Source organism: Marimonas lutisalis, from assembly GCF_005434965.1.
Lineage (GTDB): Bacteria > Pseudomonadota > Alphaproteobacteria > Rhodobacterales > Rhodobacteraceae > Marimonas_A > Marimonas_A lutisalis.
The window spans coordinates 1,413,386-1,428,557 of record NZ_SKCI01000001.1 but is presented as its reverse complement, the minus strand read 5'-3'; the positions used below and the strand labels follow the sequence as shown (position 1 = coordinate 1,428,557).

The 15,172-nt window shown below is 60.9% G+C and carries 17 protein-coding genes; 8 read left to right on the top strand and 9 right to left on the bottom strand.

Annotated features, from left to right (window positions below; genetic code table 11):
• Positions 1-171: 171 nt before the first annotated feature.
• A complete protein-coding gene (locus tag E0501_RS06855; protein ID WP_137700567.1) occupies positions 172-954 on the top strand; it encodes a carbon-nitrogen hydrolase family protein in 783 nt (260 codons plus the stop codon).
• On the opposite strand, the gene E0501_RS06850 is transcribed toward E0501_RS06855, so the two are convergent.
• Both E0501_RS06850 and E0501_RS06845 read right to left on the bottom strand, forming a co-directional pair.
• Positions 951-1,808: a DMT family transporter gene (locus tag E0501_RS06850; protein ID WP_137700566.1), complete on the bottom strand. Its 858-nt coding sequence runs from the start codon at positions 1,806-1,808 to the stop codon at positions 951-953. The two genes, E0501_RS06855 and E0501_RS06850, sit on opposite strands and share 4 nt — an antisense overlap.
• Before the next feature lie 22 nt (positions 1,809-1,830).
• Positions 1,831-2,616, bottom strand: coding sequence for an enoyl-CoA hydratase (locus E0501_RS06845; protein ID WP_137700565.1), 786 nt, complete (start codon positions 2,614-2,616; stop codon positions 1,831-1,833).
• A gap of 58 nt (positions 2,617-2,674) precedes the next feature.
• Here E0501_RS06845 and E0501_RS06840 point away from each other — a divergent pair, with 58 nt between their 5' ends.
• On the top strand, positions 2,675-3,097 hold the full coding sequence (locus E0501_RS06840; RefSeq protein ID WP_137700564.1) for a PaaI family thioesterase: 423 nt from the start codon (positions 2,675-2,677) through the stop codon (positions 3,095-3,097).
• Between the two features lie 73 nt (positions 3,098-3,170).
• Here the strand turns inward: E0501_RS06840 and speE are convergent, their stop codons facing one another.
• A complete protein-coding gene (speE, locus tag E0501_RS06835; protein WP_137700563.1) occupies positions 3,171-4,016 on the bottom strand; it encodes a polyamine aminopropyltransferase in 846 nt (281 codons plus the stop codon).
• The gene (gene speD, locus E0501_RS06830) at positions 4,013-4,537 is read right to left on the bottom strand and encodes an adenosylmethionine decarboxylase (protein WP_137700562.1); all 525 of its coding nucleotides are present in this window, start codon (positions 4,535-4,537) and stop codon (positions 4,013-4,015) included. Before speD ends, speE begins: the two co-directional genes overlap by 4 nt.
• Before the next feature lie 253 nt (positions 4,538-4,790).
• Here speD and E0501_RS06825 point away from each other — a divergent pair, with 253 nt between their 5' ends.
• From E0501_RS06825 to E0501_RS06800, 6 genes are all read left to right on the top strand, one after another.
• A complete protein-coding gene (locus tag E0501_RS06825; RefSeq protein WP_137700561.1) occupies positions 4,791-5,696 on the top strand; it encodes a DMT family transporter in 906 nt (301 codons plus the stop codon).
• 168 nt (positions 5,697-5,864) lie between these two features.
• On the top strand, positions 5,865-6,326 hold the full coding sequence (gene rplM, locus E0501_RS06820; RefSeq protein WP_137700560.1) for a 50S ribosomal protein L13: 462 nt from the start codon (positions 5,865-5,867) through the stop codon (positions 6,324-6,326).
• A gap of 5 nt (positions 6,327-6,331) precedes the next feature.
• Complete coding sequence (gene rpsI / locus E0501_RS06815; RefSeq protein WP_137700559.1) at positions 6,332-6,826, top strand: 30S ribosomal protein S9; 495 nt, start codon at positions 6,332-6,334, stop codon at positions 6,824-6,826.
• A gap of 265 nt (positions 6,827-7,091) precedes the next feature.
• Positions 7,092-8,165 carry a response regulator gene (locus tag E0501_RS06810; protein WP_137700558.1) on the top strand — a complete coding sequence of 358 codons (1,074 nt, stop codon included), beginning with the start codon at positions 7,092-7,094 and terminating at the stop codon, positions 8,163-8,165.
• Positions 8,166-8,187: 22 nt separating this feature from the next.
• Positions 8,188-9,618 carry a sensor histidine kinase gene (locus E0501_RS06805; RefSeq protein WP_205123456.1) on the top strand — a complete coding sequence of 477 codons (1,431 nt, stop codon included), beginning with the start codon at positions 8,188-8,190 and terminating at the stop codon, positions 9,616-9,618.
• A 369-nt stretch (positions 9,619-9,987) separates the two neighbouring features.
• Complete coding sequence (locus E0501_RS06800; protein WP_235857756.1) at positions 9,988-10,575, top strand: acyl-homoserine-lactone synthase; 588 nt, start codon at positions 9,988-9,990, stop codon at positions 10,573-10,575.
• A 65-nt stretch (positions 10,576-10,640) separates the two neighbouring features.
• On the opposite strand, the gene E0501_RS06795 is transcribed toward E0501_RS06800, so the two are convergent.
• The 5 genes from E0501_RS06795 to E0501_RS06775 all read right to left on the bottom strand — a co-directional run bounded on the left by E0501_RS06795 (position 10,641) and on the right by E0501_RS06775 (position 15,135).
• On the bottom strand, positions 10,641-11,258 hold the full coding sequence (locus E0501_RS06795) for a TetR/AcrR family transcriptional regulator (RefSeq protein ID WP_137700555.1): 618 nt from the start codon (positions 11,256-11,258) through the stop codon (positions 10,641-10,643).
• Entirely contained in the window at positions 11,251-12,138 is an 888-nt protein-coding gene (gene ppk2 / locus E0501_RS06790) for a polyphosphate kinase 2 (RefSeq protein ID WP_235857755.1), read from the bottom strand. The genes E0501_RS06795 and ppk2 overlap by 8 nt, the downstream gene beginning before the upstream one ends.
• Complete coding sequence (locus tag E0501_RS06785; RefSeq protein WP_137700553.1) at positions 12,116-13,138, bottom strand: sterol desaturase family protein; 1,023 nt, start codon at positions 13,136-13,138, stop codon at positions 12,116-12,118. The genes ppk2 and E0501_RS06785 overlap by 23 nt, the downstream gene beginning before the upstream one ends.
• Positions 13,139-13,224: 86 nt before the next feature.
• On the bottom strand, positions 13,225-14,175 hold the full coding sequence (locus E0501_RS06780) for an alpha/beta fold hydrolase (RefSeq protein WP_137700552.1): 951 nt from the start codon (positions 14,173-14,175) through the stop codon (positions 13,225-13,227).
• Between the two features lie 6 nt (positions 14,176-14,181).
• Complete coding sequence (locus E0501_RS06775) at positions 14,182-15,135, bottom strand: homoserine O-succinyltransferase (RefSeq protein ID WP_137700551.1); 954 nt, start codon at positions 15,133-15,135, stop codon at positions 14,182-14,184.
• Positions 15,136-15,172 lie beyond the last annotated feature (37 nt).

Genomic DNA, 15,172 nt, shown 5'->3' with positions numbered 1-15,172 from the left:
ATTGGGGCAGAACAATGGCAATTGTGGAAAAAATCGGGCTGCGAAATGGAAACGATCGTGCCCGGCTGCCGGTTTCGGGACAGTTCTGCCGCTCGGCATCGGTTTGTTTCCACGAAAACGTGGAATATGCGGGGCGAAGATACGTAACAGCGGCGAGGGCGGACTGAGAGAATGAGCGTGCGATTGGCCGTCTTGCAGGCACCGGCCGCGCTGGCCGACGTTGCGGAGCGTTTGGTCTGGTTGTCGGGACGGTTGGCAAAGGCCGCAAAGCGGGGCGCCGACCTGGCGCTTTGTCCGGAACTGTTCGCAACAGGATACAATATCGGTAAGCGTATCGCCGACCGGGCCGAACCCGCCGATGGGGCAATCGCCCGAACCCTGTCGGACATGGCACGGACGCATGGCATCGCGGTGCATTGCGGCTTTGCCGAAACGGACCAGGGCCGCATCTACAATGCCGTGCAATGCTACGGACCGGACGGCGCGAGGCTGGTTCATCAGCGCAAGCTGGCGATCCCGCCCGGGCCCGAGCGCGACTATTATTCCCCCGGCGCGGGCTGTGCGCTCTTCGATCTGGGCGGAATGCGCTTTGCCTCGCTCGTCTGTTATGACATCGAGTTCGTCGAACCCGCGCGGCATGTTGCGGCGCAGGGGGCGCAGGTAATCCTGGTTCCGACGGCCCTGTCAGACAACTGGGGTTGGGTCTCCCGGCAGATGGTGCCGGCGCGCGCCTTCGAAAACGGGGTCTTTCTGGCCTATGCCAACCATTGCGGCGAAGAAGGCGGGTTACGTTATCTTGGCGAAAGCTTTGTCGCGGCGCCGGATGGCGAGGAACTGGCGCGCGCGGGGGCAGGCGAGCAGATGCTGATCGCCGACCTGGACCCGGCACGGGTGGCGGCGGCGCAGGCACGGTTGCCCTATCTGGCCGAACGGGACAGTTTGCGGCTGGACTAGCCGGTCGCCAGCAGCGCCACTCCGCCGACGATCACCGTCGCCCACTTGAGCCGCCGGGGCAGATCGCCCTCGTGCAGGAGCCAGGAGCCGAGCAACACCGCGAGCAGAACCGAGGTTTCCCGCAGCGGTGCGACGTAGAGCACCGGTGTGAAGGTCATGGCGTAGAGCACGAGGATATAGGCCAGGGGCGAGATGATCCCGACGAGCAGCGCCTCGAGCCAGTGGTTCTGCCACAAAAGGCGCAGCGCTGCGCGCCGGCGCAGGGCAACAGGTGTCATGATCAGGGTGCGGCCGAGATTGGAAAACCAGTCCATCAGCACCGGTGCGATCATCAGATGCGCCACGGCATAGGCATCCCACACCGTATAGGCGCCGATGAAACAGCCCACCACAAGGCCGAACCCGATCGAGCGCAGTGTGCCGTCGCCCTTGCGCGCCTTGAGCCCGCCGCCCAGCATCAGCACGCCGAAGATGATCAGCACACCGCCGGCAATCGCCTGCCACGAGGCGGCCTCGCCCAGAACGAGGATGGCGAAGGTGACCGACAGCATCGGGCCGGTGGACCGCGCGGTGGGATAGACAAGAGACAGATCGCCGTGGCGATAGCCCGTCTGCAACATGACGAAATAGCCTGTGTGCAGAAGCGCCGTGCCGAAAAGAAACAGGTAATGGATCGGTTCGAACGTGGCGAGCGAGCGTCCATACCAGAGCGCCAGCGGCAGGTATACCAGCGTCGACATGGCCGAGAACAGGAAAACGAGTTCCGGACCCGCGTTGATCCGCTTGACCAGGAAATTCCATGTCGCGTGGCAGACGGCCGCGAAGATGACGAGGGAAAAGCCGAAAAGCGTCATTCAGCCTTCCGGCTTTGAGGTGTCATTGCTGCCAGTCCGGCGGGCGTTTTTCGATGAAGGCGGCGATGCCTTCCTCGGTGTCGCGGTAGAGCATGTTTTCGACCATCACGTCACCAGCATAGGCGTAGGCCTGATCGAGCGTCATTTCGATCTGGTCATAGAAGGCACGTTTGCCGATCTTGACCGCCGCGGACAGTTTCGAGGCGACGGTCTCGGCGAGTGCCATCGTTTCCGCCTCGAGCGCCTCGGGGGATGCGACACGATTGATGAGACCGATGGCCAGCGCGCGATCGGTGTCGATGAATTCGCCCGTGGTCAGCATTTCGAAGGCCTGCTTGCGCGGCACGTTGCGGCTGAGCGCGACCATGGGCGTGGAGCAGAAGAGCCCGATATTCACACCATTGACGCCAAATCGCGTGCCTTCGGCGGCGACAGCCATGTCGCAGGAGGCGACAAGCTGGCAGCCCGCGGCGGTGGCGATACCATGCGGCATGGCGATAACCGGTTGCGGCAGGCTACGGATGCTCAGCATCATCTGGGTGCAGCGGTCGAAGAGATCCTTGAAATAGGCCTTACCGCCATCCTCGGCCTGGCGGCCCTGCTGCATCTGCTTGAGGTCATGGCCCGCGCAGAACGCCTTGCCCTCGCCCGAGAGCACGACGGCGCGGATGGAGGTATCTTCTTTGAGCGCGTCGAACTGCGACTGCAGCGCGGCCAGCATCTCGTCGGAAAGGGCGTTGAGCTTGCCCGGGTCATTGAGGTGAAGGCGGGCGATCCCGCCAGTGTCGTTACGTTCCAGCAATGCCATCTTGTTCTCTCCTGTCTTTGGCGGCAACTCTATGCGCGCAGGCGCAAGGAGGGAAGACATGCCGCTACAGATGAATGCAGACGAGTTGATGGACTACCTTGAAGAAGTCTTTCCGCAAGTCAAAAACGATTTTGCCGTCGACCGGCTGGCCGACATGGAAGTGGATATGCGCCTTAAGGTGGCGGACCGGCATCTGCGACCGGGCGGGACCGTGTCGGGGCCGAGCATGTTTTCGCTGGCTGATTGCGCGGTCTACGCCATCACGCTGGCGATGGTGGGGCGCAAGGCGCTGGCCGTCACCACCAATGCCTCGATCGACTTCATGCGCAAACCGCAGGCGGGGGTCGACCTGATCGCCAGGTGCCGGCTGCTGAAGCTGGGCCGTGTGCTGGCCGTGGGCGAGGCGTTGCTGTTTTCCGACGGGATGGACGCGCCGGTGGCGCGGGCATCGCTGACCTATTCGATCCCACCGAAAGGCTGAGAGCGCGGAGCGAGGGGCCAGCCCCTCGCGCTCCCCGGGATATTTCAAGGCAAGATGAAAGAGCGGCGCGGGCCTAGGGGATCAGCCGCTGGACATAACCGGGCAGGGCGAAAGCCGCCTGGTGCACGGCCGGTGTGTAGTAGAAGGGGCTGAGCCCCGAGGCGCTGAACCGGCCCGCAAGCACGTCGAGCGGCGTTGCGCGCGCATCGCCATCGGTGCCCCAGCCGAACGCCATCGGCCCGCCGGCATAGGTGGGAATGGTGGCGAGATAGCAGGTGGCATCCGCGAAGAGCGCCTTGAAAGCACGCATGGTGTTGGCCAGTTCGTCGCCTTGCAGGAAGGGCACGCCGTTCTGCGTGACAAGAATGCCGCCTTCGGCCAGCGCGCGTTTGGCGTGGCCGTAGAACGTATCGGTAAACAACACTTCGCCAGGACCGACGGGATCGGTGGAATCGACGATGACGACGTCGAACCCGCCGTCGGTGGCTTTCATGAACTCCGCGCCATCGGCGATGACGAGTTCCAGCCGCGGATCGTCGAAAGCCCCCTGCGACAGGTTCGGCAGGTACTGTTTCGAGAACTCAACCACGCCCGCGTCGATCTCGACCATGGTGACATGTTGGATGCCGGCATGTTTCAGCACTTCGCGGGCCATGCCGCCATCGCCGCCGCCGACGATGCAGACACGGCGGACCGCCCCATGCGCCAGGATCGGCACATGGGTCAGCATTTCGTGATAGATGGCATTGTCGCCTTCCGTCGTCTGTACGACATCGTCTAGAGTGAGCACGCGACCGAAGGTCGGGTTTTCGAAGACCCTGAGGCGTTGATGCTCGGTCTCGCTGTCATAGAGCAGCCGCTCGATGCGCAGGGACTGCGCGTAATCGGCATGCAGGGTTTCGGTCGACCACTCGCTCATGCCGCCACTCCGGCTTCGCTGACCACGCCTTCGCCGCGCTTGAGCTCTTTCACACGCACATCCGCGGTGTCGAACGCGGCCTTGAGCACATCGACGGCCAGCCAGGGGCGCGCGTCACCGCACATGAAGACATCGAAGGCGCCGTAGCCAATCTCGGGCCAGGTGTGCACGGAGATATGGCTTTCGGCCAGCACCGCCACGCCGCTGACGCCCTGGGGGCTGAACTTGTGCGTGTGGATATGCAGAAGCGTGGCGCCGCAGGTATCGACACAGTCGCGAAAGGCCTGCTGGATGCGGGCTTCGTCGTCCAGCCCGGTGCCGTTGACCACCTCGATGATGAGATGGGTGCCGGCGAACACGGTGCCATCGCGGCGAATGAAATGGTCGTCGCGTGTCTCGTCAAAGATATCACGGGCAATCGGTTGGTCATCGTTCGCGGCTTCGAAACCGCGGGCGGTATCTTCCTCTTGGGCGCCTGTCTCCAGACCGTACCCCAGTTGGAAGAGGCTGGCGTCCGTCATGGCGCTCCCCTTTCAATCCAGTAGTGCGTTCCAGTCGGTCCCTTAGCGCCCCCCCGAAGACAACTCGAAGTTGGGATCGGTTCCGAAAGTGAGGGGGCATTTAGGGGGGCGGAGCGAGTCGATCAAGAAGAAACATGCGCCTCGGCACAAGTTTTTGGCCACAAAGTTCCGTTGCGTCGGTTTCGAGATCAATTGCGGCGCGTCGGCTTGCCGTTTCGAGGCAATCGGTATTGATGAAGACAGGAGTTCAGCAATGCAGATTGAAGGCCATGAGCAAAGCGAGTTACGCCAGGCGCTAAAAGCGATCGGGCTGCTTTTACTGGCGATCCTCTGCTTCGACATGATGAGCCTTCTGGTGCGCATCCTGTCGGCGCGTTACGCCGCGCCCGAGCTGTCGGCCTATCGCAATATTCTGGGGATCGTGCCATCGCTCGCGTTGCTGATCTGGACGGGCGAGCTGCGTCTGCGCGGCTCGTCACTGAAAATTGAGAACTGGCCGCTGGCGGTCGGGCGCGGGTTTGCCGTGGCGCTGGCGCAGCTCTTTTTCTACACTGCGCTGGGCAAGCTGGAACTGGCCACGGTGGCAACGCTGGGCCAGACCAACGCGATGTTCGTGGTGCTGCTGTCGATCCTTCTGCTGCGCGAGCGCGTTGGCCCCTGGCGCATCGGCGCGCTTCTGATCGGGTTTCTGGGGGTGGTTCTGATCCTGCGGCCCGGATCGGAGACGTTCACGCTTGCCGCGCTATTCCCGGTGGGCGCTGCGTTCTGCTATGCGCTGTCGATGGTGACGGTGCGGTTTTTCGGGCCCGAGGTGTCCAACGGGCTTCTGTATCTCTACTCCTCGGCCTCGGCCGCGGTCGGCGCGATTATACTGGCCGCGTTCACAACCGAATTCAGCCAGTTGCAAAGCCTGTTCGATGCGGGATTGATCTTTGTCATGGGGATCCTCGGCGGTACTGGTGTTCTGTTCATGATGCTGGCCTATCGCAGCGCGGCGCCGTCGATCCTTGCGCCATTCGGCTATTTCGGGATTCTGAGCGCGTTTTTCTTCGGCTGGCTCGTTTTCGGCGAAGCGCCGGTGGAAACCTTGTTCCCGGGTGTTCTGCTGATCGTGGGGGCAGGGGCCCTGATCATGTGGCGTGAAAATCGGCGTGGATGATGGGGTAAAATAATACCATAATTATAAGCTTTTGTTTTTGCTCCTATTTTCTAACCTTTATCCGCTTGACTGGGGATTTTCCACGGATATAACCCGCCCATCACGCGCGTGGCCGTGCAAGCGGCGCATATGCGATCAACCGAAAACCACGATAATGGGGTTTCACAGATGAAAACCTTTACTGCAACGCCTGCAGATATCGACAAGAAATGGATCCTGATCGACGCCGAGGGCGTTGTTCTGGGCCGTCTTGCATCGATCGTCGCCATGCGTCTGCGCGGTAAGCACAAAGCAAGCTTTACCCCGCACATGGACATGGGCGACAACGTCATCGTCATCAACGCCGACAAGGTGCAGCTGACGGGTAAGAAACGCACTGACAAGGTGCACTACTGGCACACCGGCTATCCCGGCGGGATCAAGAACCGCACCGCGGGCCAGATCCTGGAAGGGGCGCATCCCGAGCGCCTGGTCACGCAGGCCGTCAAGCGCATGCTGCCGGGCAACCGCCTGAGCCGCAAGCAGATGACCAACCTTCGCGTCTATGCCGGCGCCGAGCATCCGCACGAGGCCCAGAACCCCGAAGTGCTGGATGTGAAATCCATGAACAAGAAAAACACGCGGAGCTGAGAGAGATGACCGATCAAGTGAACTCGCTCGAAGAGCTGGGCCAGGTCGCCGAAGGCACCGAAGCGCCCGTGGCAACCGAGGTCGAAACCCCGCGTGAGCCCGTCCGCGACGAGCTGGGCCGTTCCTATGCCACCGGCAAGCGGAAGGACGCGGTGGCCCGCGTCTGGATCAAGCCCGGTTCGGGCAAGGTGACCGTGAACGGCAAGGAGATGGACAAGTATTTTGCCCGTCCCGTGCTGCAGATGATCCTGCGCCAGCCGTTCAGCGTGGCCGGTGTGGAAGACCAGTTCGACGTGATGGCAACCGTCAAGGGCGGTGGCCTCTCGGGCCAGGCCGGTGCGGTCAAGCATGGCATCTCGAAAGCGCTTCAGCTTTACGATCCGAGCCTGCGTGGCGCCCTCAAGGCTGCCGGCTTCCTGACCCGCGACAGCCGCGTTGTGGAACGGAAGAAATACGGTAAGCGCAAGGCGCGCCGGAGCTTCCAGTTCTCCAAGCGCTGATCCGCACGGACATATCTCTGTCAAAGGCCGCCCTCCTGGGTGGCCTTTTTCTTTGGCAACTGACAAGGCGCAAAAGTGGTGCGCATTGGCGTCAATTCGGTCGTCAAAGGCCCGGACATTCGCAGAATTATGAACATCCAGAAAAAATGCCGCGTTCCGCGCATCATTTCGCCACATTCGCGAGCTAGGCAATCAACCTATGCAGGTGAATGTGCGTAAATAGTGCCTCGCCAAGAAAAGAAAATGCGTTGTGAGGTCAACGAACATGGACAAGGATGTCGTACGTCTGCTCATCGTGGATGATGAGCCCAGTATTCTGGAGCTTTTGAGCACAGCGCTCGAATCGCTGGGCAATTACAAGGTCACAACCGCAGAGTCCGGAGCACAGGCTTTGCGCCTGATTAAGGCGGATGGCCCGATATTCGACTGCATTCTGCTTGATATTCAGATGCCGGAACTGAACGGGATCGACGTCTGCGCCGAAATCCGGCGCAAGTCGCTGTACCGCCATGTCCCGATCATCATGCTGACGGCCATGTCCGACATCGACTATGTCGAACGCGCCTTCAAGCTTGGCGCGACGGACTACGTGACCAAGCCGTTCAACTTCGAAGACCTGCGCACGCGGGTGGGGCATGCCCACCGACTGTTCCGGGCCCGCCTGATGCCGACGGCAGAAACCATGGACAGCGACGTCAAACCGTCGACGCCGGAACCGGTCGTTGCGAAAACCGTGAAATTCGATGCGGCGGTCGAGCTTGAAGGGATTGATCGCGTCTTGGGCGCACAGCGTTTCGAGAATTACGTGCGCCAGATGCTGCGCTCGAAAGCGAAGTATACAAGCGCCTTCGCGGTGAAGGTGTCCAACGCATACTTCATACACAAGGCTGTGTCCGGCCCGGAATTCGTCAAGGTCATGGGCAAGATCGCCGACTGCATCTCGGGCGCGACCGAGGAAAACGGCAGCCTGATCTCCTACCAGGGCCGCGGTATTTTCCTGTGCCTCGAATATGGAACACGGATCTCGAACACGTCGGACCTTGGCTTGCGGATCAATACCGAACTGTCCGAAATGCAGATCGGACGGATTCGTCCCTCCGTCATCGTTTCGAAGCATGTCGAACTCGAGGAAACGCCGCATGGCACCGCAGCGGGACTGTTGCGCGATGCGATGATGACGGTCGAGACGCCCAATCTTGAGAAGCTGCGCGGCGAGAAGAAACTGGTCCCGGCACCGTCGCATCGTCCGGCCGAAAGCCAGACACGCCTGTCGGAATGGCGGGCCTGTGACACGCAGGTCTATCGCGAACTGTTCGGCGCGATGCTGAAACAAAAGTGACGATGGCAGAGTGCCCGGTGTGTTGTCCAAAAATGGTATCGCGATCCGGCTGAGCCGGTTGAAGCGGTATTTGTTCGCGACATCTCGCAAGCAGATCGAAGACTATGTCGCGGCGATCCGAGGCCTGCTTTGGCAAAGGCAGGGGATTTTCTTTGCCGTGTTCCTTCTGACGGCTTTCTACCTCGACCCGATGGTCGGGTTGATGTGCTATCTTTCGGTGATCGCGACGGAGCTTCTGGATATCCGGATTGCCGGCACCGTTGACAAGTGGAAGACGGGAGCGGTGCCGAACCTGCAGAAGGTGCAGCGCCAGATCCTCGTCAGCACGACGCTGAGCGCATTTGCGATCAGCAGTTTCGTCATCACCTTCGCCATACAGCAGCAACCCGGTGGGCATTTCCCGCCGCTCTTTTTCCTTCTGGCGGCCGCGCTCTTTGCGGCGATGAACAATCACCAGATCTTTGCCGCGCTCCTGATCCGCGAGCTTGTCTATGGCGTGTCCTTCGTCACCATCGCCCTGATCGATGTCGTGCGCTTTGCGCCGCCTATCGATAGCCAGATCTGGTTGAACTTCTTCACCATCATTTTCGTGTTGTATTTCATCATCGATGTCAGCCGCGTTCTTCTGGACATGTATCGTGAGAACCTCAAAAGCATGAAGCGACTGGAGCGCGAACACAAGCGCGTGAAAGAGGCCTATGAGGTCAAATCGAATTTCGTTTCGACCGTCAGCCATGAACTGCGAACGCCGCTGACGTCGATCAAGGGCGCGATAGACCTGATAAACAGCGGCGCCCTCGGCCCTGTGCCTGAGCAACAACGCAAGATACTGGAGATTGCCGGACGCAACAGCGTGAGACTGGAACACCTGATCAACGATGTGCTCGACGTGCAGAGGATGGAAGCGGATTCGGGCTTTGACACGTTCCAGCCCGTTCATGTGGCCGCACTTCTGGAAGAGGCACTGGAGGTCAACCGGGGGTTTGCCGAGAAGCACGGCGTCCAACTTCTGTTTCGCGGAGCCTCCGGGGACGAGCACGTACTGGGAGATGAGCGCCGCCTTATGCAGGTCGTCACAAACCTTCTTTCGAACGCAGTCAAGTTTTCCAACGAGTCCGGCATGGTCGAAGTCTGGTCGGAAGTGTCCGATGGCAAGGTGCGCATCTGCGTGCGCGACGACGGAATTGGGATTCCGCAGAATTCGCGCCACAAGGTCTTTGGCCATTTCACCCAGGTGGATTCGTCGGATCAACGCCGCAAGGGTGGATCCGGGCTTGGCATGAGCATCAGCAAACAGATCATCGACAAGCATGGCGGCGTAATCGACTATGAGAGCGAGCTGGGAAACGGATCGACCTTTTTCATCGCCCTGGATGTGTGTTCGGATGACCGGCTTGCATCGCGCCCGTCAGCAGATCGCGATTTGCAGGAACTGCTTCCAGCGGCCCAGTAGGCGGGGGCCGCACACGCCGGCGCATGCCACTCTCTGAAGACCCGATCTCAAAATGGATGGTAACGCGTGGCGCCAAACTGTTGCAGTTTGGCCATGCCCGCGCGCGCTTGATGCAACCATGGCGCGTTTAAGGCGAAAAATTGTGGACAATGTGGCGTATTCGTTGGTTTCTTAACGCTGTAACGAACAACAAGAACTAGGCAGGTTATGAAACACCAGCGAGTCCCATCGTCGGGATCGCGTGCGAGTGTTGTATTTCCGGATTTGTCGCCGAGCAATGAACCTCAGGCAGGCCGGAATAAGGTAGGTGTGCAACCGGCGAAACTCAGAAGAATCGACCTGTCGGCTGCGGCCGAAAGGAATCGCTCGGTGCGCGCCACGACCATGTCGTTCGGCTCCATGCATCAGTATGGAGAGCTGTTCGTGAATTACATGAAGACCCGAAAAAGGGTGTTCATCGATCAGCTGGGATGGAACCTGCCGCAAGCCGACGGGATGGAGTTTGACCAGTACGACAATCCGCTGAGCCAGATGGTTGTCGTGCATGAATATGGTGAAATTCTTGCCGGTATCCGCCTGAGTCCGACCACGGCCAAGGTCGGGTTGCACAGCTACATGCTACGCGATGCCCAGTTGGGGCTTCTTGAGAACATCCCGCGTGATGTGCTGTTTTTCGAAGCCCCGGTCGATCCGACAGTGTGGGAGGCGACGCGGGTTTTCATTACCGACTCTGTCAACGCCAGCAGGCGACCCGAAATCCAACGAATTCTTGTTGGCACGATGATCCGGACCGCTGTCCAACACGGCGCGAACAGCATCATCGGAATCGTGCCAAGCATCTACGCGCGCTGGCTGCGCCGGCTGGACCTGGATGCCGTGCCGGTGGGGCCGCGGTTCGCCATCGACGGCACCCAGAACCAGGCCATCCTGTTCAACGCGCGAAACGCTATGCACTAGTGGCAATGCCCGCCGGGTAGGGGGGCGTTTCTGCAATTCGGGTTCGACTATCGGCCGGCTTTCTTTCAGTCGTCCGGCCCGATCAGCCCCAACCCCCTGAGATACACGCCGATACCGCTTTCCAGCAGGTCCTCGGGCGAGAAGGGGGACTGCTTTCCGGGTGAATTGCGCGCGAAAAGCTCGACCACGCCGTGGGACAGGGCCCAGATATGCGCCGAGAACATCGCCGCCGGTGGGCGCCTGTCGGGGGGAATATGCTGGCTGAGATCAGCAGCGGCATTTTCCAGCACGTCCCACGCCCGACGCACCACGGCGGCCAGTTCGGGCGTACGGTTGACCGAAATGCCGCTTTCGAACATCGCGATATAGTGACCGGGATATTTCCGCGCGAAGGCGAGGTAGGCACGCCCGGTCGCCTCGAATGCGGCGAGGGCGGAAGGCTGACCCTTGTCATAGGCGTATTGCATCACGTCGGCGAAAATCTCGTAGCCCTGCCGCGCGGCCTCGGCGATCAGATCCTCGCGCCCTTCGAAATGCCGGTAGACGGCAGCAGGCGTAACACCGGCCTGTTTCGCGGCCTCCGACAGGGTAAAGCCCGTCGGGCCCTTGGCCTCGATCAACTGCAGGGCAGCGTCGACCAGGGCCTGGCGCAGGTTGCCGTGGTGATAACCGCGTTTACGCATCCCAGATATCGGGTCCGCCGCAGATGGCCGTATCGACCCGACCCAGCCCCCTGGGATCCTTGTGATCATAGTCGATCCCGCTCAGTACCGCGCGGATGGCGTTGATCCGGGCGCGGCGCTTGTCATCGGAACGGACAATCGTCCAGGGCGCGTGATCGGTGTGCGAGCGGGCGAAGGTTTCCTGGATCGCATTGGAATACGCGTTCCACTTTTTCAGGCCTTCCACGTCGATCCAGCTGAGCTTCCAATGCTTCAGCGGATCGTTCTCCCGCTGGAGAAACCGTCTTAGCTGTTCGCCACGGCCGACATTGAGCCAGATCTTGAAGAGCAGGATGCCTTCATCGACCAGCATGGATTCGAACTCGGGCACCTGGGTGAAGAAGTGTTCGCGCTGGTCACCGGTGCAAAAGCCGAACACCTTTTCGACCACACCGCGATTGTACCAGCTGCGGTCGAAGAACACGATTTCTCCGCCCGAGGGCAGGTGATCGATGTAGCGCTGGAAATACCATTGCGTGGCTTCCTTGTCGGTGGGCTTCGACAAGGCCACGACGCGCGCGCCGCGCGGGTTCAGGTTTTCGCGGAAGCGCTTGATCGTGCCGCCCTTGCCGGCGGCATCGCGCCCCTCGAACACGACGGCGATGCGGGCGCCGCTTTGCCTGGCCCAGAATTGCAGTTTGACCAGCTCGATCTGAAGCGCGGCCAGTTCTTTTTCATAGGCCTTCCGCGGCATCCGCTCGGAGTGGGGATAGTCCGGGTTCAGGATATCGCCTTTTTCGGCGCGCTTGATGGCGTTGCGGATATCGGCAGGGGCCTCGTCCTCGAAAAACCGGCTAATCGCACCGTCGAACGGTATCTCAAACGGCTGGGTTTTGCTCACCTTGAGGGTCCTCTTGCTTGGGTCCCTCATGCGTAGCGGATTTCTCGGGGTTGAAAAAGGCATTCCGCCAGCCGCTCGCAAACAGCCGGTAGGCGTTTAGGAAGGGGCGGAAGTAAAGCGTTGTCGCGCTGTTCCAGGTGCCGTCTTCACCATTGCCAAGCCCGTATTCGAGCTTTTCATATCCCCGGGGCGCGTAAAGCGTTCCGGCGGCCCAGTCCCACAGGCCAAAGATGAAGCCCATGTTCTTGTCCCAGTGCTGGCGCGCCTTGGAATGGTGGATCTGGTGCTGGGCGGGGCAGACGAAGATGTGTTGAAGCCAGACCGGGTAGCGCACCCAGACATGGCTGTGGCGCAGGTTGAAAGCGGCGACGAAGAAGAGCGCCAGTACCACATTGATCCCGAAGATGTTGAGCATGACCGCCCCTTGGCCGAAGGCCTGATCGATGAGAGCCGCGGTCACGCCCACCGCGATGCCGCCCATGATGGATTCGATCACTTCCTCGAACGGGTGCATGCGCGCGGCGGTCAACGGGGTCATCACTTCGGCTGAATGATGCACCTTGTGGAACTCCCACAGGAAGGGGACCTTGTGAAAGAGGTAGTGGCCGAACCAGAGCGCCGCATCGAGCGCCATTGCGACCAGGATCGTGGTCAGGATGGTGACCCCCAGCGACGCTTCGACAGTTTCGGGTTTGCCCAGCCAATTGGTGACCAGGTCGAACCAGAACTGCGACTGGATGATGATCGACGCATAGATCGCGGCGACCACGGATTTGTTGATGAAGAACATCACGTAGTCGGCCTTGGACGACGGGTGCAACAGCACCTCCTTCGGCAAGAGCCAGGCGACCAGGCCTTTGAAGCTGCCGGTGCGGACGCGGTAGACGGCCAGCGCGACGATGAGCGCGGTGAACAGGTAGAGGATCGACAACCGCTGTGACGGGTCGAAGAAAAGCGTGAACGGATGTAACAGCGTCTCTTTGATGGCGTCGTAGGACATTGGCCAATCCTCCGGGTCTGCTCTTTTCAGGGATCAGACCAGAAGAACGCGGCGAGAGTTTGACCCAAGCGGGGAAATTTGTCGCATCATGGCAAAAGCCCGGCCCGTCGCGCCGCGCGGTCGACGGCAGTATAGACGGCATCCTGCGCCACGTGTTGGGGCATGTGGCCGACCCCGTCGAGCCGGACGAGATTGGCGCCCGGTATCTGTTCGGCGAGCGGTTCGGCATGGATTTCCAGGCCCACGGTGCGATCGGCTGTGCCGTGCAGGCTTTCGACCGGGACCGAGATGCCCGGGTAATGCGGTTTGAGTGCCGTGATCTCATCCAGTAGGTTGGCACGCTGCAACGCGTTGGCGCGCAACGAATGCCGCCGCAATGTCAGGCCCGCCCCGATATGCGTATTATAGCCGCTGGGCGGCTCCTGCGGGTGGAAGATCGCGTCGAGTTCGGTCGTGACACGCTTGTCGTCGACAAAGGCGGTCAGAAGCGGGATGACCAGAGGCCCGAGAACCGGGTGCGAGGTGATCTCGTAGAACCAGCCAAGCCCGGTTGTCCATGGCTGAGACGCGGCCGAGAGCAGCACAAGCGCCGAAAGATTATCGGCCTCGTGCACCGCCCAGGCCAGAGCCACCGCGCCACCATAGGACTGGCCCAGCACGATGGGAGCCTCGGCACCCAGCTGTGTGGCCGCGCGCGACAATAGGCGAGCCTGCTGCGTGATCGTGGCGCCGGTGGTGTTTATCCGTTCTGTGTATCCCAGCCCGGGCCGATCGAAGACGATGACGCGGTAGCGTTCGGCCAGTTTCGGCGCCAGCGTGTGGGTGAAATCCCGAGTGTTGCCGGACGAGCCGTGAATCAGCACAAGATCCGGGCCATCGCCCATGACGACCGCATGCACGTCGTGGCCATCCACCTTCAGGATCTGCCCTTCAGGGGGATATTGCGCCTCGGCGCGGGTTTCGTGGGCGCGGGCCTTCCAAACCACGTAAGCGGCAAAACAGGCCAGTACCAGCAGGATCACGATGGCCAGTTTCATGGCAGATTATCCCCGCAGGTCGGTGCTCTCCAGCCCGATCTTCGAGATGTCATAGGGCGTGGTTTCGTAGATCTCGGAAATCCAGTTGCCATAGAGCAGGTGGGCATGGCTGCGCCATCGGTTCTGGGGCGTCAGCGCGGGGTCGTTATCGGGAAAATAGTTCACCGGGATCTGGATCTCGGCGCCTTCGACCTGCACGTTGGCAAGATCGCGCTGGTATTCCTCGTTCAGGGTATCGCTGTCATATTCCAGATGGTTGAAGATATAGAGCGCACGGCGCGCCCGGTCTTCCACCAGCGCCGGACCGACCTCTTCGGAATGCAGCAGCACGGCGAGGCCCTGCGCCTCCATCTCTTCGCGGCGCATCTCGGTCCAGCGGCTGACGGGCATGACCAGATCGTCGGAAAACCCGCGCAGGTAGGCGCTTTGCGGCGCCAGGTTGGAATGGCGGTAGCAGCCAAAAAGCTTGTGCGGCAGCATGTGTTTTTCGACACCGTGGAAATAGTTTGCCATCGCCATGCCGCCCCAGCACACGCCGAAGGTGGAATGCACGTTCGTCTGGGTCCAGTCGAACACTGCACACAGCTCATCCCAATAGGTGACGTCCTCGAAGGGCAGGTGCTCGATCGGGGCGCCGGTGATGATCAGGCCATCGAATTTCTCGCCGGTCTCCCGCACATCCGAGAAGGGGCGGTAGAAGCTTTCCATATGCTCGGCCGCGGTGTTCCTGGTCTGATGCTCGCTCATGCGGATGAGGCTGAGCTCGATCTGCAGGGGCGTGGCACCGATCAGTCGGGCGAACTGGTTCTCGGTCTGAATCTTCTTCGGCATCAGGTTCAGAAGCCCGATGCGCAGCGGGCGGATATCCTGGCGCGATGCGGCGTCTTCGTCCATGACCTGCACACCCTCGCGCGTGAGCACGTGGAAGGCGGGAAGGTCGGAAGGCAACTTGATCGGCATCGGTCGGGGTCCTTGGCGAGTGAAGACAGGCAGATAA

Excerpts from the sequence above, each read along its gene's own strand:
- E0501_RS06775 (WP_137700551.1), bottom strand. The coding sequence starts at position 15,135 with ATGCCGATCAAGTTGCCTTCCGACCTTCCCGCCTTCCACGTGCTCACG.
- E0501_RS06850 (WP_137700566.1), bottom strand. The coding sequence starts at position 1,808 with ATGACGCTTTTCGGCTTTTCCCTCGTCATCTTCGCGGCCGTCTGCCAC.
- speE (WP_137700563.1), bottom strand. The coding sequence starts at position 4,016 with ATGAGCGAGTGGTCGACCGAAACCCTGCATGCCGATTACGCGCAGTCC.
- E0501_RS06795 (WP_137700555.1), bottom strand. The coding sequence starts at position 11,258 with ATGCGTAAACGCGGTTATCACCACGGCAACCTGCGCCAGGCCCTGGTC.
- E0501_RS06855 (WP_137700567.1), top strand. The coding sequence starts at position 172 with ATGAGCGTGCGATTGGCCGTCTTGCAGGCACCGGCCGCGCTGGCCGAC.
- rplM (WP_137700560.1), top strand. The coding sequence starts at position 5,865 with ATGAAAACCTTTACTGCAACGCCTGCAGATATCGACAAGAAATGGATC.
- E0501_RS06780 (WP_137700552.1), bottom strand. The coding sequence starts at position 14,175 with ATGAAACTGGCCATCGTGATCCTGCTGGTACTGGCCTGTTTTGCCGCT.
- E0501_RS06840 (WP_137700564.1), top strand. The coding sequence starts at position 2,675 with ATGCCGCTACAGATGAATGCAGACGAGTTGATGGACTACCTTGAAGAA.
- speD (WP_137700562.1), bottom strand. The coding sequence starts at position 4,537 with ATGACGGACGCCAGCCTCTTCCAACTGGGGTACGGTCTGGAGACAGGC.
- E0501_RS06810 (WP_137700558.1), top strand. The coding sequence starts at position 7,092 with ATGGACAAGGATGTCGTACGTCTGCTCATCGTGGATGATGAGCCCAGT.
- E0501_RS06825 (WP_137700561.1), top strand. The coding sequence starts at position 4,791 with ATGCAGATTGAAGGCCATGAGCAAAGCGAGTTACGCCAGGCGCTAAAA.
- rpsI (WP_137700559.1), top strand. The coding sequence starts at position 6,332 with ATGACCGATCAAGTGAACTCGCTCGAAGAGCTGGGCCAGGTCGCCGAA.
- E0501_RS06785 (WP_137700553.1), bottom strand. The coding sequence starts at position 13,138 with ATGTCCTACGACGCCATCAAAGAGACGCTGTTACATCCGTTCACGCTT.
- E0501_RS06845 (WP_137700565.1), bottom strand. The coding sequence starts at position 2,616 with ATGGCATTGCTGGAACGTAACGACACTGGCGGGATCGCCCGCCTTCAC.